General features: G+C 62.0%; 12 protein-coding genes and 6 pseudogenes. 13 read left to right on the plus strand and 5 right to left on the minus strand.

What is annotated here, in order from left to right:
- Positions 1 to 377: 377 nt before the first annotated feature.
- Positions 378 to 1,231 (plus strand): annotated as a pseudogene (locus IE101_RS18365) (Mu transposase domain-containing protein); the annotation flags it as partial.
- A gap of 13 nt (positions 1,232 to 1,244) precedes the next feature.
- Here IE101_RS18365 and IE101_RS19875 read toward each other — a convergent pair.
- A pseudogene (locus IE101_RS19875) lies at positions 1,245 to 1,649 on the minus strand (IS21 family transposase); the annotation flags it as partial.
- A 127-nt stretch (positions 1,650 to 1,776) separates the two neighbouring features.
- On the opposite strand from IE101_RS19875, the pseudogene IE101_RS19880 reads away from it, so the two are divergent.
- Both IE101_RS19880 and IE101_RS18375 read left to right on the plus strand, forming a co-directional pair.
- A pseudogene (locus IE101_RS19880) lies at positions 1,777 to 1,950 on the plus strand (IS110 family transposase); the annotation flags it as partial.
- A 53-nt stretch (positions 1,951 to 2,003) separates the two neighbouring features.
- Positions 2,004 to 2,351 (plus strand): annotated as a pseudogene (locus IE101_RS18375) (transposase); the annotation flags it as partial.
- Positions 2,352 to 2,567: 216 nt separating this feature from the next.
- Here IE101_RS18375 and IE101_RS18380 read toward each other — a convergent pair.
- Positions 2,568 to 5,750: a glycosyltransferase gene (locus IE101_RS18380; RefSeq protein WP_189635316.1), complete on the minus strand. Its 3,183-nt coding sequence runs from the start codon at positions 5,748 to 5,750 to the stop codon at positions 2,568 to 2,570.
- The gene (locus IE101_RS18385) at positions 5,747 to 7,522 is read right to left on the minus strand and encodes a hypothetical protein (protein WP_189635317.1); all 1,776 of its coding nucleotides are present in this window, start codon (positions 7,520 to 7,522) and stop codon (positions 5,747 to 5,749) included. Before IE101_RS18385 ends, IE101_RS18380 begins: the two co-directional genes overlap by 4 nt.
- Positions 7,523 to 8,359: 837 nt before the next feature.
- Between IE101_RS18385 and IE101_RS18390 the strand changes: the two genes are divergently transcribed.
- Entirely contained in the window at positions 8,360 to 9,574 is a 1,215-nt protein-coding gene (locus IE101_RS18390; protein ID WP_189635318.1) for a GSCFA domain-containing protein, read from the plus strand.
- A gap of 167 nt (positions 9,575 to 9,741) precedes the next feature.
- Here IE101_RS18390 and IE101_RS18395 read toward each other — a convergent pair whose 3' ends face one another.
- Entirely contained in the window at positions 9,742 to 10,926 is a 1,185-nt protein-coding gene (locus IE101_RS18395; protein WP_189635319.1) for a hypothetical protein, read from the minus strand.
- A gap of 876 nt (positions 10,927 to 11,802) precedes the next feature.
- Here IE101_RS18395 and IE101_RS18400 point away from each other — a divergent pair.
- The 5 genes and pseudogenes from IE101_RS18400 to cysN all read left to right on the plus strand — a co-directional run.
- Positions 11,803 to 12,870 (plus strand): annotated as a pseudogene (locus tag IE101_RS18400) (ISNCY family transposase); the annotation flags it as partial.
- A gap of 79 nt (positions 12,871 to 12,949) precedes the next feature.
- A pseudogene (locus IE101_RS18405) lies at positions 12,950 to 13,761 on the plus strand (IS5 family transposase).
- Positions 13,762 to 13,802: 41 nt separating this feature from the next.
- Positions 13,803 to 14,087: a hypothetical protein gene (locus tag IE101_RS20090; RefSeq protein ID WP_373296138.1), complete on the plus strand. Its 285-nt coding sequence runs from the start codon at positions 13,803 to 13,805 to the stop codon at positions 14,085 to 14,087.
- A gap of 458 nt (positions 14,088 to 14,545) precedes the next feature.
- Complete coding sequence (gene cysD, locus IE101_RS18415) at positions 14,546 to 15,481, plus strand: sulfate adenylyltransferase subunit CysD (protein WP_189635320.1); 936 nt, start codon at positions 14,546 to 14,548, stop codon at positions 15,479 to 15,481.
- A gap of 1 nt (position 15,482) precedes the next feature.
- Positions 15,483 to 17,396, plus strand: coding sequence for a sulfate adenylyltransferase subunit CysN (gene cysN, locus IE101_RS18420; RefSeq protein WP_189635321.1), 1,914 nt, complete (start codon positions 15,483 to 15,485; stop codon positions 17,394 to 17,396).
- A gap of 146 nt (positions 17,397 to 17,542) precedes the next feature.
- Here cysN and ilvD read toward each other — a convergent pair whose 3' ends face one another.
- Positions 17,543 to 19,381, minus strand: coding sequence for a dihydroxy-acid dehydratase (ilvD, locus tag IE101_RS18425; protein ID WP_189635322.1), 1,839 nt, complete (start codon positions 19,379 to 19,381; stop codon positions 17,543 to 17,545).
- Positions 19,382 to 19,616: 235 nt separating this feature from the next.
- Here ilvD and tagD point away from each other — a divergent pair, with 235 nt between their 5' ends.
- The 4 genes from tagD to IE101_RS18445 all read left to right on the plus strand — a co-directional run bounded on the left by tagD (position 19,617) and on the right by IE101_RS18445 (position 24,943).
- Positions 19,617 to 20,051: a glycerol-3-phosphate cytidylyltransferase gene (gene tagD, locus IE101_RS18430; RefSeq protein WP_189635323.1), complete on the plus strand. Its 435-nt coding sequence runs from the start codon at positions 19,617 to 19,619 to the stop codon at positions 20,049 to 20,051.
- An 84-nt stretch (positions 20,052 to 20,135) separates the two neighbouring features.
- Positions 20,136 to 21,203 (plus strand): XcbB/CpsF family capsular polysaccharide biosynthesis protein, encoded by a 1,068-nt coding sequence (locus tag IE101_RS18435; protein ID WP_229804304.1) that lies wholly within the window; start codon positions 20,136 to 20,138, stop codon positions 21,201 to 21,203.
- A 113-nt stretch (positions 21,204 to 21,316) separates the two neighbouring features.
- Positions 21,317 to 22,357: a hypothetical protein gene (locus IE101_RS18440; RefSeq protein ID WP_189635325.1), complete on the plus strand. Its 1,041-nt coding sequence runs from the start codon at positions 21,317 to 21,319 to the stop codon at positions 22,355 to 22,357.
- A 42-nt stretch (positions 22,358 to 22,399) separates the two neighbouring features.
- Positions 22,400 to 24,943, plus strand: a complete 2,544-nt coding sequence (locus tag IE101_RS18445) for a glycosyltransferase (RefSeq protein WP_189635326.1) — start codon at positions 22,400 to 22,402, stop codon at positions 24,941 to 24,943.
- The last annotated feature ends 4 nt before the right edge of the window (positions 24,944 to 24,947 follow it).

The following is a 24,947-nucleotide window of genomic DNA, read 5'->3' on the forward strand; positions in this document are numbered from 1 at the left end:
GCGAAAAAATGGCGCCCAACTCCCCGACCTCCTCCAGACTCGTCCTCGGTCTGAAGGTGGCTCTATTCAAAGCTTGGTCCTTCACGGATCGGCTAATACCCCCCCTGCCGGAACAGGCCGCCGAGGCTCGTAAACAGGCGGCGGTGTGTATCATCGTCGGTATCGAGCCAGTGAAATCTACTCGTGCTACTGAGGAGAAGATAGTATCCCTCTTGGCAACAGCGCGTTGGGGGCCATTTCTGCGCTCCTGCGACCAGCGCGTTTACCAAGATGACAAGCTTGCGCATGACCGCGGGGGGCGCCACCTTCTGGCGCTTCCCCACATCGATCAGCCTGTCGTAGACGCGCTTCAGATCGGGGTTGAAGCGCTCGGCCACGAGAGCGGGCCGGGTCAGCAGGTGCAGGTGGACTTTGCCGAGTTCCGAGTCGCGTTCACCTCGGAGCCCGGCGTTCTTCGCAAGGTCTGGCTGTTCAGCATGGTGCTGGGGCACAGCCGGTGGCTGTGGGGGCGGTTCCGCCAGAATCAGACGCTGGAAACGGTGATGCGCCGAGATCCTCTATGACTGAATGAAAACGGCGGTCATCGGGGAGGATTCTGCGGGCGTGGTGTACCTACAACGAGTCTCTCGTGGCGCTGCTGGCGCATTACGGGTCCGCGCAACGGGCCTGCCAGCCTTACCGGGCCAAAACGAAAGGCAAGGTCGAGCGGCCCTTTCGCTACGTGCGCCAGGACTTTTTCCTTGGCCGCAGCTTCCGCGACATGGACGATCTGAATGCCCAGTTCGAGGACTGGCGCGTGACCATCGCCAATCCCCGCGTGCATGCCACCACGCAACGGGTCGTGGAAGACCATTTTGCCGAGAAGAGACCGCACCTGCTGCCCTTGCCGCTGCACCCATATGACGCGGTGCTGACGGTGGAGCGGCGGATCAGCCAGGAAGGAATGGTCGCGGTTGGCGGCAACCAATACAGCGTGCCGGACACGACCAGGCGCCGCCTCGTCGAGGTCCAGAACCATCCGGCCGAGGTGCGGATCTTCGAGGATGGTCGACTGATCGCCACCCATCCGGTGCTTGAGGGCAAGAACCAGCGTCGGCTCGATCCCGGCCATCGCAAGCCGATTCCGCTCACCCGGCGGGCGGCATCTGTCCCGACAGCGCCGGTCGCTGCCCCGGTGGCACGCCGTCCGCTGGCGTCCTATGAGGCGGTCGCGCGGTGCCTGGCCAATGCACCGGAGGATCACACCCCAGAACCGCAAAATCCTCGCTCCAATCAAACTGGAAGGCACCGCCGGGGGCAAAGTGCAACTGCACGAAGGTCCCGCGCCCCGTCGTCTGCGGTTCGGGCGGCCGATCTGCCTTCCACCGTCGCGCAAAAGCCGCAACCCGGGGGGAGGAAGCGGTGAAGCCAAGCGCCAGAAAATCAGCATGCAACTGCTTCACTGTGCGCCGTTGTTTGCGCAACTTCCCGGCCCCGGTCTTCAGCCAGCCTGCCAGCCTCTCCGCATAGGGATCAAGCTTGCTGAGCCGCTCCGGCGTCGCAAATTTGGGCTCGATCATGTTTGCTGCCACATGCTTGGTCACAGTATTCCGCGACACGCCCGTCAGCCGCGCAATCTCGCGGATCGACAGCTTCTGCCGCAAGTGCATGCGTCGGATGATGTTCAAAAAGCCTCATGTGGATCACTCCGTTGCCCCCGCCGCTCACCGCTTTAGGAAAAGGTTCACATGGCTCAGTTCTCAGTGAAAAACAAACAAACTCGACGCCACCATCGCCGCCATCGGCCTCGAAGTCGGCCCCCTGTCGCAATGGTTGTACCGCGGGCTGACCGAGGCTGGACTTGACGTTGTGCTGATGGAAACCCGGCAGGTGAAGGGGGCGCTGAAGGCGATGCCAATCAAGACCGATCGCCGGGATGCCGAGGGGATCGCGCGCTTGCTTCATCTCGGCTGATTCCGGCCGGCCCACTGCAAGTCGGCATCGGCGCAGGAGGTTAGCGCAGTGCTGAGCGCGTGGTCCGGGCGCTGCACCAGATCATCGAGTGGCGCGGAAAGCCGCTGGCCATCAGGGTGAACAACGGCCCGGAATACATCAGCTCAACGCTGATGATCTGAGCCGAGAAGCAAGGCATTGCCCTGAACCACATCCAACCCGCAAAGCTCCAGCAGAATGCTTATGTCGAGCGCTACAACCGGACGTTCCGGCAGGAATGGCTGGACCTCTACATCTTTGAAACCATCGAGGAGGCGCAACAGATCGCAACCGACTGGCTATGGACTGACAACAATGAGCGCCCCAACATGGGAATCGGCGGTATCACACCCGCCCAGAAACTGAAGATGGCTGCCTGAAGTCTACTTCTGCACCCCGTTAAAACGGGGGGATTACCCATCACATCCTCTACCTCGCAACGAACGGTCCGACAGAACGTCAGGGGGGCAATTTTGCACGCCGAAACACACTGGACGGCGTCAATATAGCCGGGCTTCTCTCGATCCAGCACCAGCCGCTGCCAGGCGCAAATGCTGGGCCGGGCAGTGGCTCTCATATCCCTCGAAAGCCAACGTTCAGTCGGCGATTTCCCCGGGGAACCAGGAGGCGCTCATGATATCCACAAGTTCGTTCCCTGAATTGAGTACGTTCCGCTCTCGCCACACATGGGCCAGAGCTGCCTGACGCATCCCCTCATAGGCCTGCGGATCACGAATGATGCGCGCGGCTTTTTCAAACCAATCCTCGGGATCTGAACGACATCCGATCGCGAGACCCAACGCGATCACCTTGGCATAGGCGGGACCTTCCGAGACCATCGGAACCAAGCCAAGCGCGGCATAATCCAGGAACTTGATGTCGGATTTGGCGCCGTTGAAGGTGCTACCGACCAGCGGGGCGATGCCGACATCGAACTGCGCGTTCTCGACCAGCCAACGCACAAAGCGTGGATAGCTGCCTGCAGCTTCCGGCGGCATCAACTGCTTTAGCCAAGGATATTGGGGCGGATTCCGGACGGCACCGATCAGGGTCAACTCGAAACGATCGGGCATTTCCTCGCCCAGCCTTTCGAAGGCGGGCAGAACGCTCAGAAAATCCTGCTCGTGGGTGACAGTTCCCATGTAGAGGAAACGGACCTTCGGGGCATCGAAGCTGGTTTTCACAGGCTGTCTGTAATTGCGCCAGAAACGCGGATCGAGATTGTTTGGAATGACCCGCTTCGGCACCTGCAGTTCGCTATAGGCCTCTGCCAGCGCCTCTGTCGAGAACCAGACCTCGCGCGCGCGTCCCATCAGCCTCTTCAGCACCAGGTCATCCGCCATATGCTTTTCGTGGAATGAGAACGCATCGTCGGTATCGACGAATAGCGGGATGCAAAGACGTTCCAGACGCTCCAGCAGCAAGTCGGCCTCCGTATCGTCCCGCACGGCGATGCGCTGCACGATGCAGATGTCGCATTCCTTCAGCTGCGGATCAGAACCGTCCTGAAGGTAGACAAGCTCCAGCTTGGTGGCGGCATAATCCGTTGTCAGCGGGGCGATCAGACGAATAAAGGCAGAACTGGTCGGCCAGCGCTTCCCCTGTTGCAACAAAAGCCCGATACGCCGGCGCCGCGGACTGCGGACCGGTGCCGATGGAGCGCGGGGCCCTGTGCCGGGTTCGACCAGCTTCATCTTGATCAGCTGCATCATCTCCCGTGCACGGACGTCGAAACTGTGATGCGCATGTACCTGTTCCGCTGCCCAGCGACGCTGCGCCTGGGCGACTGGCGGCAACGGTTCGGCAAGGGCCTTCCTCAGCCCTTCCGGATCGTCCACCATCTCGACAACTCCGCCAAAGGTCTGGGCGATCGAGGGGATGCTGTCGGACACCAGTCTACCGCCACAGCCCACCACATCGAAGACCCGGTTTGATATGATCCCGAAATCCCGCATCGACGCCCAGTGATCATTCAGAACGAAATGGCCACCAGCATAGACATTTGCCAGTTGGTCATTGGGCAGGTTGTCCTTGACGATCATCTCTGCGGGGACAAACTGTTCCCAACGCTGCCCGTAGATCTCAAGCCCGGCCCCTGCCTCGACAGCCCACTTCACGATCTCTCGGAATTCGTTACGCGAATTTCCGATGAAAACGCCAGGCGCCCCGGGACGGTTTTCATGCTCCCGATAGGCGAAGGACCGTGAATCGGTGCATTGGAGTAGCGCATGCACCTTGCGTTCAAGAATCTTCGAAAGAAGATCAGCATAGGACACAGAGGCGACGCAGATAATGTCGTAGCGCGCATACTCCTCGTAGGAAATCTGATCAGGGTGGCTGATGTTCCACAGGATGCTGAATTCGGTCGGCTTGGGCGTATAGGCTGACAGCCCGCGCAGAACCACCACCACATCGCTGGTATTGGGGGGATGCTTGTCCCAGTCCTCGAGGAAATCGATCCGAACCTTATGGCCCAGCATCTCCAGCGACGCCCGGAGCGACTCCGCATAGTGATAATCGCCCCACGCATGGCGCACCTTGTACGGGGCAGGGATCTTGAGCGCAAAACGCAGCGAAATCTTGTCGAGGGTCTCGGCGACAGACGTCAAGCCCAGCCGGTTCTTCTCATGTACCAGTTTGCGGAAGATATAAGGCCGGGAGGTGGAGATCCGGCCGGTATCCTCACGGTCCTCCAAATAGATGCAACCCAGCACAGGACAATAGGCCGCCCCGCCTTCACGCGTGTAGCGCAGGATCAGATCCCAATCGACCATACGTTGCAAAACTGTATCGAAGGCGCCGTATTTCCGGATCAGATCGGCTCGATGGGCAAAGACGTTCATGTCGATGTAATTGCCCGACAGGCATTGGTCCCAGTTGAACGGTTCGCCTCGATAGCCCAGCACCTCCTGCAGACCGTTCTGCAGCTGTGACGCGCCATAAAGGCAGCTCTGGCCCGACACCTCAAAGGCTGTGACCATTATGGCAAGGAAATCGGGGGTCCAGACATTGTCAGAATCGAGGTAGAAAACATAGGTGCCGGTTGCGTGCTCAAGCGCTGTGTTACGCGCCGCGCTAACCCCCTTGTGATCGTTCCAGAAAGTCCGGATACGGCTATCGTCGGCATAGCCTTTCAGAACCTCTTTCAAATTGTCGCTGCTGCCATCATCAACAATCAGCAGTTCAAAATTTCCATGCGATTGCGCTTGAACCGACTCAATGGCCTTACCGATCCGGTCAGCACGATTGTAGGCGGGCATCACCACTGAAACCTTGATGGCCTGATAGCGATCCCGTTCTTTCCAATAGAGCCGCGCCGCCGCAGAGCGCACCTCGTTCTCAAGCGCCGTGTCAAAGCTATTGAACAGCCTTTTCGGCTTTCCCTTCAGACTGGCGGAGAGAATTTTCCGAAGCCGCTGCGAGGCTTTTTCGGCAGAGGCAAACATTTGCGGTGCTTGGATCCGGCGCGACGGCGGGACGGCAGGCGTGCGCCGCCGGCCGGCGCTCTTTCCAGCCGTTGCAAGGGCCGTCTTGCCCTGTGCACGGCCGACCCGGAGATAATGCAGGACAGGCGCTAGGCCCTTGAGCTCGGCCGCGGAGACCTGTTGCAAATAGTGGCGCGTGTCGAATTTCGGCCCGGGATCGCGGCCGATCTTCATCCCGATGCGGATGAAATGCGCAAGTGGCTTCATCCCAGACAGGGCGACATCCCGATAGGCCGCCAGATACCAGCGGCGGTCGAACAGGCCGGAGGCACTGATTTCTTCGGCAATCGTCATGTCGCTTTCCCATTCTTCCGCTGCGTTTGTCGGGCTGCCCCGGCACCCCGAGCAAAGCGTCTCAATAACCTGGAGATCCACCGCAGAGGGGCGGTCACCTTCCAAGAGTCGCTCTGCAGCACCGCCTCGTGCTGCGCTCCGATCCGGGCAAGCTTGTGCCGCAGTGCTGCGAGCGCTGTATCCGCAGCATGGGCCGCAGCCTTGCGGCGTTTGAGCGCTTCTTCCTTCTCGACGATCATCTGCGCCATCTGCGCCAGCTCATCGGCTTGGGTCTTCGCCACCGCATCCAGCCTTGCGGCTTTCTCGCGCAGCTGCACAACTGAACGCTCGGCTGTCCGGAGGGCCCGGCGCCGGCGTTCGACCTCGGCCTGCAGGTCCTGAAGGGCGGCGTCACGCTGGCTCAGCTCTTGCGCGAGCCGGTCCTTTTCCCCCCGCAGCGCCTCGGCGGCGGCTCCTGCCTCATGGTTGCGCTGCTCCAACGCATTGCTCAGGCTTTGGACTTTGCCCTGCAGGTCCTGAAGGGCGGCGTCACGCTGGCTCAGCTCTTGCGCGAGACGGTCCTTTTCCCCCCGCAGCGCCTCGGCGGCGGCTCCTACCTCATGGTTGTGCTGCTCCAACGCATTGCTCAGGCTTTGGACTTTGCCCTGCAGGTCCTGAAGGGCGGCGTCACGCTGGCTCAGCTTTTGCGCAAGCCGATCCTTTTCCCCCCGCAGCGCATCACGGACACTGAGGGCCTCATCACGGGCTGTCAGAGTTTCGTCCACCTTGCCCTGCAGGACCGCCTTCTCTTTCTTCAGAGCATCGACTTCGGCGGTTTTATGGGCCAGGTTCCCGGCCTGTGCGGTGACGGTGCTGACGAGCCGATGTAGCGGGGTCGCCAGATCATCCAGCTGCAGGCGCACCGCGTCCAGCGTCGGATAGTCGGCGGCATCCTCACCGTCACGGCTCCACCGCAGGAATATTTCATAGACCGCCTCCAACCACTCGCGGAAGTCGGGCATCGCGGCAAGACCCGCCTCGGCCGCTGCATTGTGATGGCGCAGGCTAGGGTCCATGAAGCCGCGGATCACATCGGCTTGCGATTCCGACAGGCTGGGCCAGAACAGCCCCAGCCGCGCCTGAAGAGTTTCCGCCAGACCCACCGGATCCTGCAGCAGCATGTCATAAGATGCCACTGCGCGGGTCATCCCGCGCGTGTCAGCCTCGGCGTCCAGCATGTAGCGCAGCCAGAGCAGCAGCCCCACCAGCGCGGGAATCCCGTTGTCTTTGCGCCGCTCAAGCGAGGCAGCGACTTCCTGCGGGTGACGGACGGTCAGAACGATCTTCGGCTCGATCCCGGCGGCTGCGAAGACATCCCGCCAGAACGGAAAGATCCGGCAGACGCGGGGATCCTTGAAGACGAACAGACTTGATGATCCGAACTCCTTCGCCAGAACCTCCAGCGCGCGGGCCTGAAATTCGCGCGGCTTGGGCGTCTTGTACCAGTTGGAATTGAATGCCAGCCAGTCCTGCCACTTTGATCCGCCAGAGCTCAGGATGTCGTCGTTCAGCGCCCGCACGACCGTCGATTCCCAGTGGCCGGTCGGGTTGGTCTCATTGCCGACCATCAGTGTCTTTGGCAGATCGCACCCCAGCAGGCTCAGCATACGCGACAAGGCACTCGACCCGCTGCGATGCATCGGCAGGACGATCACGGCATGCCGTTCGGCCTTCGGCGATGCCCCCTGAGCCTCCGAGCCCGGCTCGTTCTCCGCGTGTTTGGATTGCGCCATATGCGTTACCTTCTGTCTCCGCTGTCCTGCCCGATCCCATCGATCTGGTGGAGTTTACTTCTGTGCCAGTGCCATGTCGGCGCCGCAGACGGTCTTGGCGAGCATCCGCGCCAGCGCTTGCGGCATCTTCACTGTTGATCTGGCCCTGCTGAAAGGTGATGTCGTTCGGCCATGCAAGCAATCATCATCGCGCTGCTCCTGTGTTCGGACGGAATTGCCAGCTTCCTGCAGCCTTGCGGGGCGCCAGTCTCAAGCAAGGCATAGCCGTGCACCATTTGCCGTACAATCAGACAGCCCCGGACGCGGCGCGTCTCCCGCTGGGGCGCGCTCTCCGAGGCGCTGCGGGATGAAGGTCGCTTCTTGAGTGACATCAAAGACATAAAAGACATAGCCGATCAAAACATGACGAAAGGGGCCATGCTACATAGCACAGTCCTGTGGCATTGACAGGGCAGGGGGCGCAGGCAGCAGGATCCATGACATCCGTCCCTCTCGGCAAAGGATCGCGCCTCGGGGCAAGCCCTGAAGGTTCGGGCGTACTCTGCTTGGCTCCGGCAAAGCGCGGGACCTTTTCCCGCCGGCCACCCGCCCACGCCCTGCCGAGCAGGAAGACCGGCGCTGGGGGTTGAGGGTGCCCTGTGACTGCGCGTATGGCGCGCGCGCCTCCCGTGCCTGCGGCAAGGATCAGCCATTTCATGCCTTCGACCCTGATCCTGCGGTGCGCCCATGCTCTCCTCTCCCGTCAATCGTGCGGCCTGTCGTCTCCCTGAGCCGGCTTCTCATCTCGGCGGAGGAGGAGAAATCCCGTGGCAGGTCCCTCACTCAAGCCCGGACAACATGGCGCCCTTGCACACGATCAGTGAATGGCACAGACTCGGGGCGCCTCTGTTCATGAAGCAGCCATACTACTTTCCGGGATGTGACCTAATGATCACCGCAAAAGATGCTCTTGCACGCTCGAAGGCCAATGATTTTGATCGCTGGGTGGGCGGCGCCCATCTGTCGGCCCGCGAGCGTATCCTGAAGCAGGTGGTTGTCCCGGTCGGACGACAGAGCTTTTCCTGCAAGCCGGGTGACACGTTCTTTGCCATCGGATCTTGTTTCGCCCGCAATGTGGAGGAACGCCTGGAGCTTTCCGGGGCTGAGGTTCTGAGCCGGAAGATGAATGTGCGCGATCTTGGCGACACCGGCGGCCGCACCCTCGGCATTTTCAACAAATATACCCCTTTGTCGATCCTGCAGGAGCTGCAGTTCGCCGCCGGGGAACGCCCCTTCCCGGTGGAAGCCTTTCTGCCCGTGCGAGACGGCCTCTTCTATGACTCACAGCTGCGGGTAAATTCCGGGGATGCGACGATTGATGCCCTGAGCGCGCGTCGTGCGGAAATCAACACCGCCTTTGCCCAGGTGTTCAAGGCTGACGTGGTGATCCTCACGCTCGGCCTGATCGAGGCTTGGTATGATCACAAAACCGACCTCTACCTGACGGAAATGCCCGCCCCAAGGTTGATCGCGCAGGAGCCCGACCGTTTTGGCTTCAAATGCCTGTCGCTGGATGATTGCACCCGCGCCCTGCAGGAAATTCATGGCCTTCTCGCGCGCCATGGGAAGCCGGGGCAGAAAGTCATTGTCACGGTTTCCCCCGTGGCTTTGGGCCGCACATTTTCCGAAGATGACATCATCGTCGCCAATATGACCTCGAAATCCACACTGAGGGTCGCGGCGATGGAGTTCGCGGACGCTCACACCGGAATAGATTACTTTCCCAGCTATGAGACAGTGATGAACAGTGCCCCGTCTCTTGCCTGGCAGGAGGACAGGCTGCACGCGAGCGATTTCATCGTGGGCCGCATCATCGGGACATTTCTCGAACGATACGGTCTGGTTGAGGCTACGGAAGCCGCGATGCAAAACGACGGCGTGGCCGAGACGGCTGAGCAAGAGCTCATCAGCAGGCTGCGGCGCGACGTGGACAAGTATAAGAACCGCATTCTGGCGCTGGAAAAGCAGTTGCAGCAAGCCAAAGCCGGCTCTGACGGGATGCAGGCCGGGTAAGAGGTCGAGCGCGCCTTCCCCGGAGGCGCTCATCGTCCCGCCCCCAATCGCCGGTCGGATAAAATGGATGGCTGTTCCCGGACCTGCGACCGACTTGCGATCCGTTCACGGAATGAAAAACGTCCACCCCTGTCTCCTGTCGTCGAACCGGTACATGGTCCCGTGCGTCACCCTACGATGTCTGGAAGCTTCTGGCACAGCTGCAGTGCATCCAGCTGCTGCGCCGCCCGTGCACATCCCGATCTGCGCCAGTAGTTCCGAACCGCACCGATCACCTCATCACATGTCACGCGGGGCAAGTTCAAAATGGTGCGCACGGCCTGTTCTGCCGCAGCCGTCATGCCTCCCTGCAGAGCTGGCGAGAAACCCGGCACCAGCTTCATGAGATGTGCGACCAGCTCGTCGTCGCAATGCGCCAGAATGTCCTGCACGCCATCGGACCACGCCCAGGGGGCCAGATCCCTCACACCGTCAAACTGGGGGGCGGTATTGTCCAGCACAAGCCCGGGGAACTGGCGGCCCAAGTTCTCAACAACCACCGCATTGGCTTGGCAGACAACCGACTTCGCATGATCGGAGAGCTGCGGCTTATGGCCGACCAGCCCTGTGCTGTTCATCTTTTCAAAACACTGGATAAGATGGTTGCTTTGCGGGCTGAACTTTCCATCCATCTCTTTAAGAAATGCGGTGCGGAAACGCTGAAGAACCACCATCTGCTCGGCGGACAGGGAGGTGTTTTCAACCGATCTGGGAAGCTGCAGGCCGGACTGCCCGGTGATGTCTCTGAGAACCTGCTCAAAATCCGCAACCGCATCCCCACCGACAAGATGCGCCCGGTCAAAGTGCCGCACGGTCACACTGTTGGTTCGGTCGAACGACGCCCAGGCAGAAAGGATGCTGTCCAACCTGCGGACATAGGCATCCGGCTTTACATAGGTGCTGCTCGCCTTCAGCGTCTGCTGGGTCAGAGAGAGATACATGCTATGGGGCGACCGGACATATGCGATGATGTCAAGCTGCCCGATCTCAGGCGCAATGGCTTGCAGAATTTGCATCATCTGTTCTGGCGGCACCGAAAAGAAGGACTCTCCGGACAGAAGAACCGTATCGCCTGGCTGCAGATTGGCCCGGATCATTTCCAGCGTCTGGCGGGTCTGCTCAGCCACCGCGTCCGCGGGGCCACGCGTTCCCCTGCCGATCAGGGAGATCAAACTGAACTGACCATTTTTCGGAACGGATGTTTCATAGAGGATGCCTGCCTGACGCAGATCTTCTCGGGCTTCAAAGAGGCTCTTCTGGATCGAAGAGCTGCCACACTTGCCGTCCCCGATGTGGACGATGAACCTGGTCATGAAGTTCCAACTTTCTTGGAATTTGCAAGAATTCTTATGTCGTTTAGGTCGCCTTTGGACCTACTCCCTCACCCCCAGGCAAGCAAGGGGGCTCGGATAGGCGCGCCCGAAGGGCAGGCAGGCAGTATCGGTCAGCGTGCCTGGCCAGGAGAAATCGGGCACGGTGCTGTGTTGCCAAGTCCAAAGATCCATGTCGCGCGCGATGAACGCGCGGCCATGATCGCGTGAAAAGCACGTGGACAAGGCATCTGATCAATATGTGCCCTCCGAGGGGCTTCAGGCATATCTTCCTCCCCGGCGACATGATCGAGGCGGCGCCTCTGCTCCTGCGGCGCTCGGGCCGATCCCCCGCGTGCAGCGGTCCTCTTGGGATCCCAGTCAGACGCGATGCGGTCATGGCACGTCTTGTCAGGCACATGACCAAGAGACTGACCGTATAGGATGGAGGGTTTTCAGGGTCGCCACACAGGTTTCAGGGCAGGTTTCTTGGCGCTCTTGCAGCGATATGCACCGTCTAAGCGGGTATGGATTTCCCTGCGGACCGGTCCGAGACTTCGAGTGCGGAATTCCAGGCCCCGCCACTGACGTTCAGATGCAAAATCCTGCCAGAGGGTGGTCGCGTTCAAAGTGTCAAAATGGGCCATGATAAGGGTATCATTTGTCAATGCAGGGCTGGAACAAGCCGCATCCACCTTGAAGCGTACCGGTTCAGGTGGGGTGTTCTTCCTTGCTCAAGGTTTTAGCGGACTCACCGCCAGTATATAAATATTACATAATCAAAGTTATACGTAAAAATTTGTAAGCGCAAAGTAGAACTGTCGCACCTGAGCAAAGTTGGAATGTCGCCCTGTTCTTCCGTTAAAGGAGTCGGGCGTCATGGGATGGATGCTGATGAGCGAGCGCGAGGTTCACCGGGTTGAAGTGCTGTCGAGCGTGGTTGCGCGGCGGCTGTCCACGTCAGAGGCAGCTTCGATTTTGTGCCTGAGCGATCGACAGGTTCAACGATTGCTAAGGACGTTTCGCGAAGACGGCGCTGTGGCGCTGAGACACAAGGCGCGCGGACGTCCATCGAACAATCGGACGCTCGAGGGTGACCCTGGCGCTTGTGCGGGAACGCTACGCCGATTTTGGGCCGACGCTGGCAGCCGAGAAGCTGGCCGAGCGCGACGGAGTGAAGATTTCCCGCGAGACCTTGCGCAAATGGATGGTTGAGGACGGGCTTTGGCTGTCCCGCAGCCAGCGGCGGGTGCTCCATCGGCCGCGCCTTCGGCGGGAATGTTATGGCGAACTGGTGCAGATCGACGGCTCGGACCATCGCTGGTTCGAAGATCGCGATGCCCCTTGCACGCTGATCGTGGCGGTGGACGATGCGACCGACGCGATCCAGGAGATGCGTTTTGTGCCCTCGGAAAGCACGTTTGCCTCTTTCGAGATGCTGGCGGGTTATCTGCGGGCTCATGGCAAACCTGTTGCCTTCCCTTCCGACAAGCATTCGGTGTTCCGTGTCGCGAAGTCCGAGGTGCGGACAGGTCACGGCACCACGCAGTTCGGTCGTGCGCTTTTGGAGCTAAATATCGAGATCCCCTGTGCAAATTCGAGCCAGGCCAAGGGGCGGGTCGAGCGCAAGAACCGTACCCTGCAAGACCGTCTTGTCAAGGAGATGCGGCTTGATGACGTGACTGGCATGGTGGCAGGGACTGCTTGGCTGCCGGGTTGTACCCAGCGCCACAACCAGCAATTTGCAAGAACCTCTGCCCGCCCTGACAACCTCCACCGCGCGGTGACCGAAAGCCCGGACCGGCTGAACGGCATTCTGTGTTGGCGCGACGAACGCGATGTCGGTCAGCAATTGACGTTTTCTTATGTTCTTATGAAAGGAAGCGGATCACGCTGGAGGAGACCGAGGTCTCGCGCGGCCTGGTGGGCAAATATGTCGACACCTATGCCTAGGGTCAGGACCCATTGATAGGCTTGAGAGCGCCGGGCCTGCGTGATTCAAGCTCCCGAACTGAGGGGGGTGATGATGAGCAACCTTTTCTGGCTGACGGACGAGCAGATGGGGCGGTTGAGGCCGTTCGTCGGGAAAACAGTCCCCCGGACTGTTTTCTGATCCTCCTCACTCCCGAAGAGCCATGGCAAGCCGCGTGTCGATGATCGGCGCGTGCTGAGCGGCATAATCTTCTTCAATCGCAATGGTTTGCGGTGGTGCGATGCTCCGCGGGAGTATGGGCCGCCGAAGACGCTCTACAACCGCTGGAAGCGGTGGGGCGACATGGGGGTCTTTGCCCGGATGATGGAGGGACTGGCCTCCGAGAGCACCGGGCAGAAGACCGTCATGATCGACGCGACGTATCTCAAGGCGCACCGCACGGCTTCGAGCCTGCGGGCGAAAAAGGGGGACCCGACGACCAGCGCGGGCGCCTGATCGGGCGCACGAAAGGTGGGCTGAACACCAAGCTGCATGCCGTCACTGACGCCAAGGGGCGGCCCCTGAAGTTCTCCATGACCGCCGGTCAGGTCAGCGACTACGCCGGAGCCGCCGCCCTGCTGGGCAGTCTGCCCGCGGCCGACTGGATGATCGCGGATCGCGGTTATGATGCAGACTGGTTTCGAGATGCATTGAAAGACAAGGGGATACGTCCATGCATCCCTGGCAGGAAGTCGCGCGGCAAGAACGTTCGCTACGACAAGCGGCGCTATCGTCGCCGCAACCGCATCGAGATTATGTTCGGTCGGCTGAAAGATTGGCGCCGGGTTGCAACCCGCTATGACAGATGCCCCAAGACCTTCCTGTCCGTCGTCGCCCTCGCTGCAACCGTCATGTTCTGGCTATGAGGATCAATGAGGCTGGACCCTAGCGGGATGGCCGCTTTGACGTGCGCTGGAGGGGTTATTCCCTGCCCTACAAGGTCTTCGACCCTGACCAGCAGCGCGTGACCCATGCGGCGATCACCGAGAACAAGCGGCTGTCGGAAGCCCTGGCCCTCGCCAAGGAGATACAGGATACCCGCCTCGCGATGGACGAGGTGAAGATCGGCAAGCAGAGGACCAAATACACCCCCACCGGCCGCAAGCCTCCAGGTCCCAAGGGCTGGGCTGAGAAACGTGCGGACCGTCGTGCTGCCGAGGCGGCAGCAGAGATGCAACATGCCGCTGAATGAACCTGCCCGCAGGACCGGGCAGGTCTGCGATGTCGGAGGTCTCCGCCCTGCCCAGTACCGCTCTGCGCAGCCCCAGCGACACTTCTACTTTGCAGATAAAGCGACATTCCAAATTGTGGACAACAAAAATTCTAAGCGGCAAACCCGCGCCAGAATCTGGGGCCTGCCCCCCCCCGCAGGGCGGCAGGACACGCCGCCTGTTGCCGGGCCGGACAATCTCTCCGCAGATCAGCCCGGCCGCGCGCAAAAAAGAACCTTGTTCCACCCCCCCCCGCCACAAGGGAACAGCCACATCCGGACAGAGCATGCCCACGGGACAGCTTGGGCAGGGTTTCGCCTAGAAAGAGAGGGTTTTTTTGTGCGTCCCGGGGCGAAAGCGGCCAAAATCGATGGGCCGCCTCTTGGAGCAAGGCGAAAAATTTGCCACATCGCCTCAAACCGTTTCAAAGGGGCCATTCATGACGACGAGCACGTCCGCCGCGGCCGGGATCAGCCAGAGCACGCTCACCCATCTGCAGCGCCTGGAAGCCGAAGCCATCCACATCATGCGTGAAGTGGTGGCCAATGCCGAAAACCCGGTGATGCTGTATTCCGTGGGCAAGGATTCCGCCTGCATGCTGCATCTGGCGAAAAAGGCCTTCTATCCGGCCCCGCCGCCCTTCCCGCTGCTGCATGTGGACACGACCTGGAAATTCCGGGCGATGTATGACCTGCGCGACAAGGCCGCCCGCGATGCCGGGATGGAGCTTCTGGTCTATCAGAACCCCGAAGCCAAGGAAAAGGGCATCAACCCCTTCGACCACGGGTCGCTGCATACCGACATGTGGAAGACCGAAGGTCTGAAACAGGCGCTGACGAAATACAATTTCGACGTGGCCTTCGGCGGCGCCCGCCGCGACGAGGAGAAATCCCGCGCGAAGGAACGCGTCTTCTCGTTCCGCTCGGCCAACCACCGCTGGGACCCCAAGAACCAGCGCCCCGAGCTGTGGAAGCTTTACAATACCCGCAAGGCCAAGGGCGAGAGCATCCGCGTCTTCCCGCTGTCGAACTGGACCGAGCTGGACATCTGGCAATATATCCACCTCGAAGGCATCGAGATCGTGCCGCTCTATTTCAGCGAGCCGCGCCCGACGGTGGAACGCAACGGCCTGCTGCTGATGGTCGATGACGAACGCTTCCCGCTGGCCCCCGGGGAAACCCCGGTCATGCGCTCGATCCGGTTCCGCACGCTGGGCTGCTACCCGCTGACCGGCGCCGTCGAATCCGAGGCCAAGACCCTGCCGGAAGTCATTCAGGAAATGCTGCTGACCACCACCTCGGAACGTCAGGGCCGCGCCATCGACCACGACCAGTCGGCCTCGATGGAGAAGAAGAAGCAAGAGGGGTATTTCTGAGATGTCCGCGACCCAGGATTCCGTCTACGTCACCGACGCCCTCATTGCCGAGGACATCGACGCCTATCTTCTCAAGCATCAGCACAAGACTATGCTGCGCTTCATCACCTGCGGGTCGGTGGATGACGGCAAGTCGACGCTGATCGGGCGCCTGCTCTACGATACCAAGATGATCTTCGAAGATCAGCTGGCCTCGCTGGAGAAGGATTCGAAATCGGTCGGCACCCAGGGCGGTGACATCGATTTCGCGCTGCTGGTCGACGGTCTGGCCGCAGAGCGCGAACAGGGCATCACCATCGACGTGGCCTATCGCTTCTTCGCCACCGACAAGCGCAAGTTCATCGTGGCCGATACCCCCGGCCATGAACAATATACCCGCAACATGGTCACCGGCGCCTCGACCGCCGACCTGGCCGTGATCCTGATCGATGCGCGCCAGGGCGTGCTGACGCAGACGCGGCGGCATTCCTATCTGGTTCAGCTTCTGGGCATCCGCAACGTGGTGCTGGCCATCAACAAGATGGACCTGGTGGGCTACAGCCAGGAGCGCTTCTATGAAATCGTGAAGGATTATTCGCATTTCGCCCAGCAGATCGGGATGGAAAGCTTCCTGCCGATCCCGATTTCGGGGCTGAAGGGCGAAAACATCGCGATGAAAAGCGCGGCCATGCCCTGGTATCAGGGGCCGACGCTGCTGCAGCACCTCGAAGAGGCGCCGGTCAATGACACGCGGATGCAGGACTATGCCTTCCGCATGGCCGTGCAATGGGTGAACCGCCCCAATCTCGACTTCCGCGGCTTTGCCGGCCAGATCGGCGCGGGCGTGGTGCGTCCGGGCGATGCGATCCGCGTGCTGCCCTCGGGCAAGACCACGACGGTCAAGTCGATCGTCAGCTATGACGGCGATCTGGATCAGGCGATTGCCGGCCAGTCGGTGACGCTGACCTTCGCCGATGAGATCGACTGCTCGCGCGGGGATGTCATCGTGCAGGCGGACGAACCCTGCGAGGTCGCCGACCAGTTCGAGGCGACGCTGGTCTGGATGGACGAGGCCGCCATGCTGCCCGGCCGTCCCTATCTGCTCAAGATCGGCACGCAGACCGTGACCGCCACGGTGACCGAGCCGAAATATGAGGTCAACGTCAACACGCTGGAACATCTGGCCTCGAAGACGCTGGGGCTCAATGCGATCGGTGTGGTCAATATCTCGGTCGACCGGGCGATCCCGTTTGAATCCTATGCGGTGAACCCCGATCTGGGCGGCTTCATCCTGATCGACCGCATGACCAATGCGACCGTCGCCGCCGGGATGATCCACTTCGCCCTGCGCCGCAGCCAGAACATCCACTGGCAGGCGGTCGATGTGAACCGCGACGCCCATGCAAGCCTGAAGAACCAGAAAGCCGCCGTGGTCTGGTTCACCGGCCTCTCGGGGTCGGGGAAATCGACCATCGCCAATCTGGTGGAAAAGAAGCTGCATGCCCTGGGCAAGCACACCTTCCTGCTGGATGGCGACAATGTGCGCCACGGGCTGAACCGCGATCTGGGCTTCACCGATGCCGACCGGGTGGAAAACATCCGCCGCGTGGGCGAAGTGGCCCGGCTGATGACCGATGCCGGTCTGATCGTGCTGACGGCCTTCATCTCGCCCTTCCGGTCGGAACGCCGCATGGTGCGCGAGCTGATGGCCGAGGGCGAATTCCTCGAGGTCTTCGTGAACACGCCCCTCGAAGTGGCCGAAAGCCGCGATGTGAAGGGGCTTTATAAAAAGGCGCGGTCGGGCCAGCTGAAGAACTTCACCGGCATCGACAGCCCCTATGAAGCCCCCGAGGCGGCCGAGATCACGGTCAATACCGTCGATCTGACGGCCGAGGAGGCCGCCGAGCAGATCGTCCAGGCGATCCTCGCGCGCTGATCCCGAAGGGAACGATCCCGAACCCCCGCGGCCTACCGCGGGGGTTTTTTTCATGTGCCCGGCCCGGGGCCGGGATCCCTGCCCCCCAGACGGAAACAGGCCCGCCATCTGGCGGGCCTGCATCGTTCCGGGATGTCGGTCTCGGCTTATTCCGGCAGCACGCGCACCGCGCCCTTGTCGGCCGAGGCGGCGAACTGGGCATAGACCTTCAGCGCGGTCGAGACCTGGCGCTTGCGCGGCTCGGCCGGTTTCCAGCCCTTGGCATCCTGTTCGGCGCGGCGGGTGGCCAGCTCGGCCTCGTCCACCGCCAGGTGGATGCTGCGGTTCGGGATGTCGATCTCGATCCGGTCGCCGTCGCGCACCAGGCCGATGGTGCCGCCCGCCGCCGCTTCGGGGCTGGCATGGCCGATCGACAGGCCCGAGGTCCCGCCCGAGAACCGCCCGTCGGTGATCAGCGCGCAGACTTTGCCCAGGCCCTTCGATTTCAGATAGCTGGTCGGATAGAGCATTTCCTGCATGCCCGGCCCGCCCTTCGGCCCTTCATAGCGGATCACCACCACATCGCCCGCCACGACCTTGCCGTTCAGGATGCCATAGACCGCGGCATCCTGGCTTTCGAAGACCACGGCCTTGCCGGTGAATTTCAGGATGGATTCGTCCACGCCTGCGGTTTTCACGATGCAGCCATCCAGCGCGATATTGCCCTTCAGCACCGCCAGCCCGCCGTCCTTGGAGAAGGGCGTTTCCGCCGAACGGATCACGCCGCCCGCGCGGTCGGTGTCCAGATCGGGCCAGAGCGAGGATTGCGAGAAGGCCACCTGCGTCGGCACGCCCCCGGGGGCCGCAAGGAACAGCTGCCGCGCCTCGGGGTTGTTCGACTTGGCGATGTCCCATTGGTCGATGGCCGCGCCCAGGGTGGGGGCATGGACGGTCGGGCAATCGCGGTGAATGAGGCCCGCGCGGTCCAGCTCGCCCAGGATGGCCATGATGCCGCCTGCGCGATGCACATCCTCGATATGCACATCGGCCTTGTTCGGCGCGACCTTGCAGAGGCAGGGGACCTTGCGGCTCATCCGGTCGATGTCATCCATGGTGAAATCGACCCCGCCCTCGATGGCGGCGGCCAGGATGTGCAGCACCGTATTGGTGGATCCGCCCATGGCGATATCGAGCGCGATGGCGTTTTCGAAGGCCTGTTTTGTCGCGATATTGCGCGGCAGGACCGAGGCGTCGTCCTGTTCGTAATAGCGCTTGCACAGATCGACCGCGCGGCGCCCGGCTTCCAAGAACAGGTTCTTGCGATAGGCATGGGTCGCCAGCGTCGAACCATTGCCCGGCAGCGAAAAGCCCAAAGCCTCGGTCAGGCAGTTCATCGAATTGGCGGTGAACATCCCCGAGCAGGACCCGCAGGTCGGGCAGGCCGCCTGTTCGATCGCCGCCACATCGGCATCCGACACCTTGTCATCGGCTGCGGCCACCATCGCATCCACCAGATCGATGGCAATGGTGCGCCCGTCGCCCAGCGTGACCTTGCCGGCCTCCATCGGCCCGCCCGACACGAAGATCGCCGGGATGTTCAGCCGCATGGCCGCCATCAGCATGCCGGGGGTGATCTTGTCGCAGTTCGAGATGCAGACCATCGCATCGGCGCAATGGGCATTGACCATATATTCCACGCTGTCGGCGATCAGCTCGCGCGAGGGGAGCGAATAGAGCATCCCGTCATGGCCCATGGCGATGCCGTCATCCACCGCGATGGTGTTGAATTCCTTGGCGATCCCGCCGGCCGCCTCGACCTCGCGGGCGACCATCTGCCCCAGATCCTTGAGATGGACATGCCCCGGCACGAACTGGGTAAAGCTGTTGACGATGGCGATGATCGGCTTGCCGAAGTCGCTGTCCTTGACCCCGGTCGCACGCCAGAGGCCACGGGCCCCTGCCATGTTGCGGCCATGGGTGGTGGTGCGGGAACGATATGCGGGCATGAGTTTGGCTTTCCGGCTGGCGTGTGCCGTGCAGAAGTGCATTCTGGCGCGGCAAAAATCAACCGTTCTTGGCTGATTTTGCAGGGCCCGGGCCGCATCCGCGCGCCCGATCCGGCGCCCTCCGGGCAGGAAAGCACCGATCCCGCCCCTCCCCGGCCCGGCCTGCCGCGTTTTGCGCTTGAAACGCAGGGGGCAAGCGGCTTTACAGCAGGAAAGCATCTGAGTGGACCCTGTAATGAAGCGTGTTCTGACCTACGGCACTTTTGATACCCTGCATTATGGCCATATCCGTCTGCTTCAGCGCGCCCGCGCGCTTGGCGATTACCTGATTGTTGCGCTCTCCACGGATGAGTTCAACGCGATCAAGGGCAAGAAGGCCTATCACAGCTGGGAAGAGCGCAAGGCCCATCTCGAGGCGCTGCGCTATGTCGATCTGGTGATCCCGGAAAACACCTGGGAACAGAAACGCCAGGACGTGACGCTTTATCATGTCGACATCTTCACCATGGGCAGCGATTGGGAAGGGAAGTTCGACTTCCTGTCGGATCTCTGCACCGTCACCTATCTGTCACGGACCGAGGGTATCTCCTCGACCATGATCCGCAACACCATGGACGCGTCAGAGCCTGCGGCAACCCCGAGCGAGACCGCCCTGTCCCCCGGCGCCTGACCCCCCGCGACCTTGATGCCGAAGAGCCGGTGGATTTCGCAACTGTCCCGGATCAGAGGACGCATGCGCAGGGAGATGTACGACATGATCAGTCGCGCACAAGAAGCCGTCACCACATTCGACAGCCGTGTCAGCGTCAAGATCGACCTGTCGGAACCGATCGAGACGCTGCGCGCCCTGCTCGAGACACGGCCAGCGCTGGATTTCCTGCATGTCGATCATTCCGCTGTGGCCCAGGACGGCACGACCAGCATCATCAACCTGGCCCGGCAGAACCCCGAGACCAAGGCCAAGCTCGTGCTGCTGGCCAATGCGGGCTTCCATCTCTACGTCCTGCGCGAGGGCGTCTCCTCGATGGTGCGGCACCGCCGCATCCGGCGGCTCTGGCGCGAGGTGCTGAACGGCACCGTCCAGGTCGATGAGAACGAGATCTTCCACACGCTGGAACCCGCAACCGGCGCGGGCGAACCGCGGCTGCTGGTCGTGTTCTCCTCGATCGCGGCCAAGATGTACACGCCCAGCCTGATGCGGCATTTCGAGAAGAATTTCTCGAGCCTGCCGAAATATGTGCCGCAGAACACCCATGTGCTGCGGATTGTCGATTTTGGCGCTGTGGTGGGGTCCTTCTACCTGAATTCGCTGGCCCTGCCTCAAAATGAGACACATATCTGGGCGCGCATCGCCGCCACCGCCGAGGCGCTGAAGGTGGACCGGCGCAATATCGTGCTCTATGGCGCCTCCAAGGGCGGGACCGCCGCCGCCTTCTATGCGCTGCGCCACGGGCTGCGCGCGGTGGCGGTGGACCCGATCCTGTCGGACGACCATTACATCAAGGTCTATCGCGACCTGCATTTCACCCAAGGCACCTTCGCTGCCCCGAAAGAGGCGCGCTTTGCCGCGCTGCTGCGCGACGAGCTGCACCCTGAGGCGGCGCTTTCGGTGATCTGTTCGCGTAGGTCGCCGCAATTCGCCTATATCGAGCCGATGCTGATCAAGCCCTATGCCTCGCGGTTCCTGTTCCTCGACTCGGACAATCCCGGCATCGAGAAACACCCCGATGTGGGGCCGAAAACCGTTTCGCACATGCTATCCCAGCTTAATCTGCATCTGGCCGGACTGCCACCGCCGACGGGGCTTCACACCGTCTGGTAAGACCCGCAGAGGACGGTTGCACAGCGGGGTACGGGATTGCTAAGGAGCGCAGGCTCCGGACCCGGTTCCGGACTAGGTTCTGGCCCCCACCCGGCCTCCGCATCGGACATGGCATGAGACTGACTGTACATATCGGCACCACCAAGACCGGATCGACCAGCATCCAGGCCTTTCTGCGCGCCAACCGTGCGGCTCTGCTGCATCGGGGCATTCTCGTACCCGAAAGCCTGGGGGAATCTCATCACCTTCGCGCGGTGCTGTCCTCCCTGCCCTTCGGCGCCAGCCCCGATCTGGCCCGCCATGCCCGTATCCAGACCGAAGCGGATCTGCAGGCCTATCGCGCCGAGACGATGCAGGCCTATGCCGAGGAGCTCCGAAAGGTCCCTGAGGCCGCCGAAATCCTGATCACAAGCGAACACTTGCATTCACGCCTAGAAGAGAGCGAAAGCATTCGCAGTTTCCGGGATCTCTTTTGCCCGGACGGCGCACAGACACGGATCATCGTCTATGTCCGCCCTCAGCTGGATCATGCAGGCTCGCTCTATTCAACCATGCTGCGGCACGGGTTCAGCGGCACGCTGGACGATTTCCTGAAAAGCCGCTCGGCGGCACGCTTCCGCCCCTATTTTGACCTCGAGGCCGTCCTCGCCCGGTGGAGCGCGGTATTTGGAGAGCACAGCCTGGAGGTGCGCCCCTACAAGGGCCTGCCCCCCGCTGACAAGGGCGGCGTGGTCGCTGATTTTTGCGACCTGCTGGGAATCGATCCGAATGCGGCAGATCTCCTGCGCCCGGCCGATACCAACAGCTCCATAAATCCGCAGGGGCAGGAACTGCTGCGTCAATACAATTCTGCAATGCAGAACCGACAGGACCCGCAACCCGTTTTGGACGCCTGGATCGCAGAGCACAGCCCCGGCTTGGCGCAGGCCGATGTCCTGCAACAGATTATGGAGGCCCCAGGCCTCACCGATGCGGCCCGCCGCGCACGCCTTGTCCGCTGGGTCGAGACGCATTGCTCAGGCAAGGGCGCAGAGGCGGGCCTCGCGCAGGCGCAGGCCTTCCAGGCCCGCTTCGCGGCCGGCAATGCCGCCGTCATCGCCCGCCATTTCCCCGATCACCCTGAGTATCTGGAACCCCGCTGGCCACGGGCGTGACAAAACGAGACGGCAGCCAACTGTCTGCATAGTGGATAAAAGATGAAACGCCTACTTCGTAAAGTGCTGCTGGTTTTGCGCCCCGTCGACACCCGGCTGCGTCGTCTGAAAGTCTATAACCGCCTGACGATGCCTCTGCGGCAACATTACCGTGCCGCTATGGGCTTCGGGACAGGCAAGGTCCCCGCGGCCAAGCCGAGTGCCCCACAACCCCTTCTGCAAAAACCCCTCTGGCCAGAGGGGCTCGAGACGGTGCCGCTGCGCCAGGACACCATCCTTTTCGAATGCTACTGGGGCAAGAAGTTCGGGGATCATCCGCTCGCGCTCTATCGGGCGCTCTGCCGCAGCCGACCGGCGGGCAGCATGCGGATTTACTGGGTCGCCGCCCCCAAGGCGGTTCCCCCGGCCGAGATCACAGGCAACCCCGATGTGACCGTGGTCCGGACCGGAACCCCGGCCTATACCAAGGCGCTGCTTGAATCCGGGATGCTGGTCAATAACGTGACCTTCCCGCCGTGGTTCCTGCGCCGCCCCGGCCAGCGCTACCTGAACACCTGGCATGGCGTGCCAATGAAGGCCATGGGGCGCGACATGAATGCGCCGCTTGTCTCGATGGCCAATACCCAGCGCAATTTCCTGCAAGCGGATCTGATCCTCGAGCTGAGCGACTATTACCGCTGGGCAACGATCCGCCCCTACGACGTGGACCAGCTGGCCGCCCCCGCCCTGATGCGCGGCGGCGCGCCGCGGGTGGACGATACGCTCAACTGCCCCGTTCCCGCCGCCGATCTGCGCGCCCGCTACGGCATTGCGTCGGATCAGCGCGTGGTGCTCTTTGCCCCGACCTGGCGCGGCAATTCCACCTCGATCATCCCGGTCTTCGACGAACAGGCCCAGCTTTACGGCGAAATCGCCCGCCAGCTCGGGCCGGAGTGGTTCGTGCTCTTCTCGGCCCATCAGATGGTCCGGGTCAGCGACGCGGGCGATGTGCCCAATGGCGCGCTGATCGCGGACAACGACAATATCAACGACGTGATGTCGATCGTGGATGTGCTGGTCAGCGATTATTCCAGCATCCTGTTCGACTTCCTGCCGATCGACCGGCCCATCGTGCTGCATACCCCCGACATCCTGGCCTACAGCCAGGAACGCGGGCTCTATCTGCAGCCCGCCGAACTGCCCTGCGCCGAAACCCGCGATCTGGAGGGGCTGATCGCGGCCATCCGGGCCGGGCGACGCCCGTCCGAATTTCCAGGCTATGCCGCGATGCGCGACCGCTTCATCCCCGAAGAGGATGGCCGCGCGGCCGAGCGCGCGCTGGCGGCCCTGCTCGATCCGGCAGCCACCCCGCCTGCCTCGGCGAAGGCCGACGGGCGCAAGCGCATCCTGATCGCCCCGGGGGGGATGCTCCCCAATGGCATCACCTCTTCGCTCAAGGGGTTGATCGCCAACCTGGATTACGACCGCTTCGATCCTTATATCCTGCTGGATGCCCCGCTGATGGGCACGGACGAGGCCCGCATGGCGCAGTTCCGCGATTTCGATCCGCGCTGCAACTGGATCCTGCGGGTGGGCGACCTGCTGCTGACTGAAAAGGAACGCCCGGTCTATCACCGCTTCCGCACCGGCGCCGATCGTCTGTCCGAGGAGGATCTGGCGCTGATTGCCAAAATCTTTGCCCGCGAGAACCGCCGCATCCTGGGCGAGGCGCGGTTCGATCTGGCCATCGAATTCGGCGGCTATGCGCCCTATTGGACCGGCCTCATCGCCAATGCGAATGCCACGCGCAAGGTCTGCTACCAGCACAACCACCTCTGGGCGGAATATACCAATGCGGATGCCGCGCGGAACCAGAAGCAGCTTTTCGGCGTGTTTCAGACCTATCGCTGGTTCGACCGCATCGTCGCCGTTTCCGAAGAGACGCGGCAGGTGAATGCCGACCATCTGGCCGAATTCTACCCGCCGGATCTGACCACCCGCACCGTCCGCAACACGCTGGATGTGCGCCGCGTCACGGGCCTGTCCCGAACCGCGATCGCCGAGACCCATCCCACGGCGGCGGCGCTCTTTGCCGAACCGGGCTTCCGCTTCATCACCCTGGCACGGCTGTCGCCCGAAAAGCGGCATGACCGGCTGATCGAGGCCTTCGCCCGCATCGCGGCCGACCATCCACAGGCGCAGCTGCTGATCTGCGGTACGGGCCCGCTGGAAGAGACGCTGCGCGCCCAGATCGAGACGCTGGGTCTGGTCGGGCGGGTACATCTGCTGGGGCTGGTGGCCAATCCCTATCCGATGCTGGCCGCGGCAGATTGCTGTGTCATGTCCTCGGATTACGAAGGCCAGCCCATGGTCCTGCTCGAGGCGCTCTGTCTAGGAACCCCCTGCATCGGCACCGATATTCCGGGCATCCGCGCCGTGCTGAAGGATGGTCAGGGCCAGATCATCGCCCCCGACCCCCAGGCCCTGGCCGAGGCCATGGCCGCCGCCGCCGCAGGGGGGCTGCCCCGCCGCACCGACCGTCTGGGCGAAGCCTATGCTGCGGAAACCATGGACGAATTCTACCACATCGTCTGCGGCCTGGACTGAGATC

This window comes from Gemmobacter lanyuensis (assembly GCF_014652355.1).
In the GTDB taxonomy this organism is placed as follows: domain Bacteria; phylum Pseudomonadota; class Alphaproteobacteria; order Rhodobacterales; family Rhodobacteraceae; genus Gemmobacter; species Gemmobacter lanyuensis.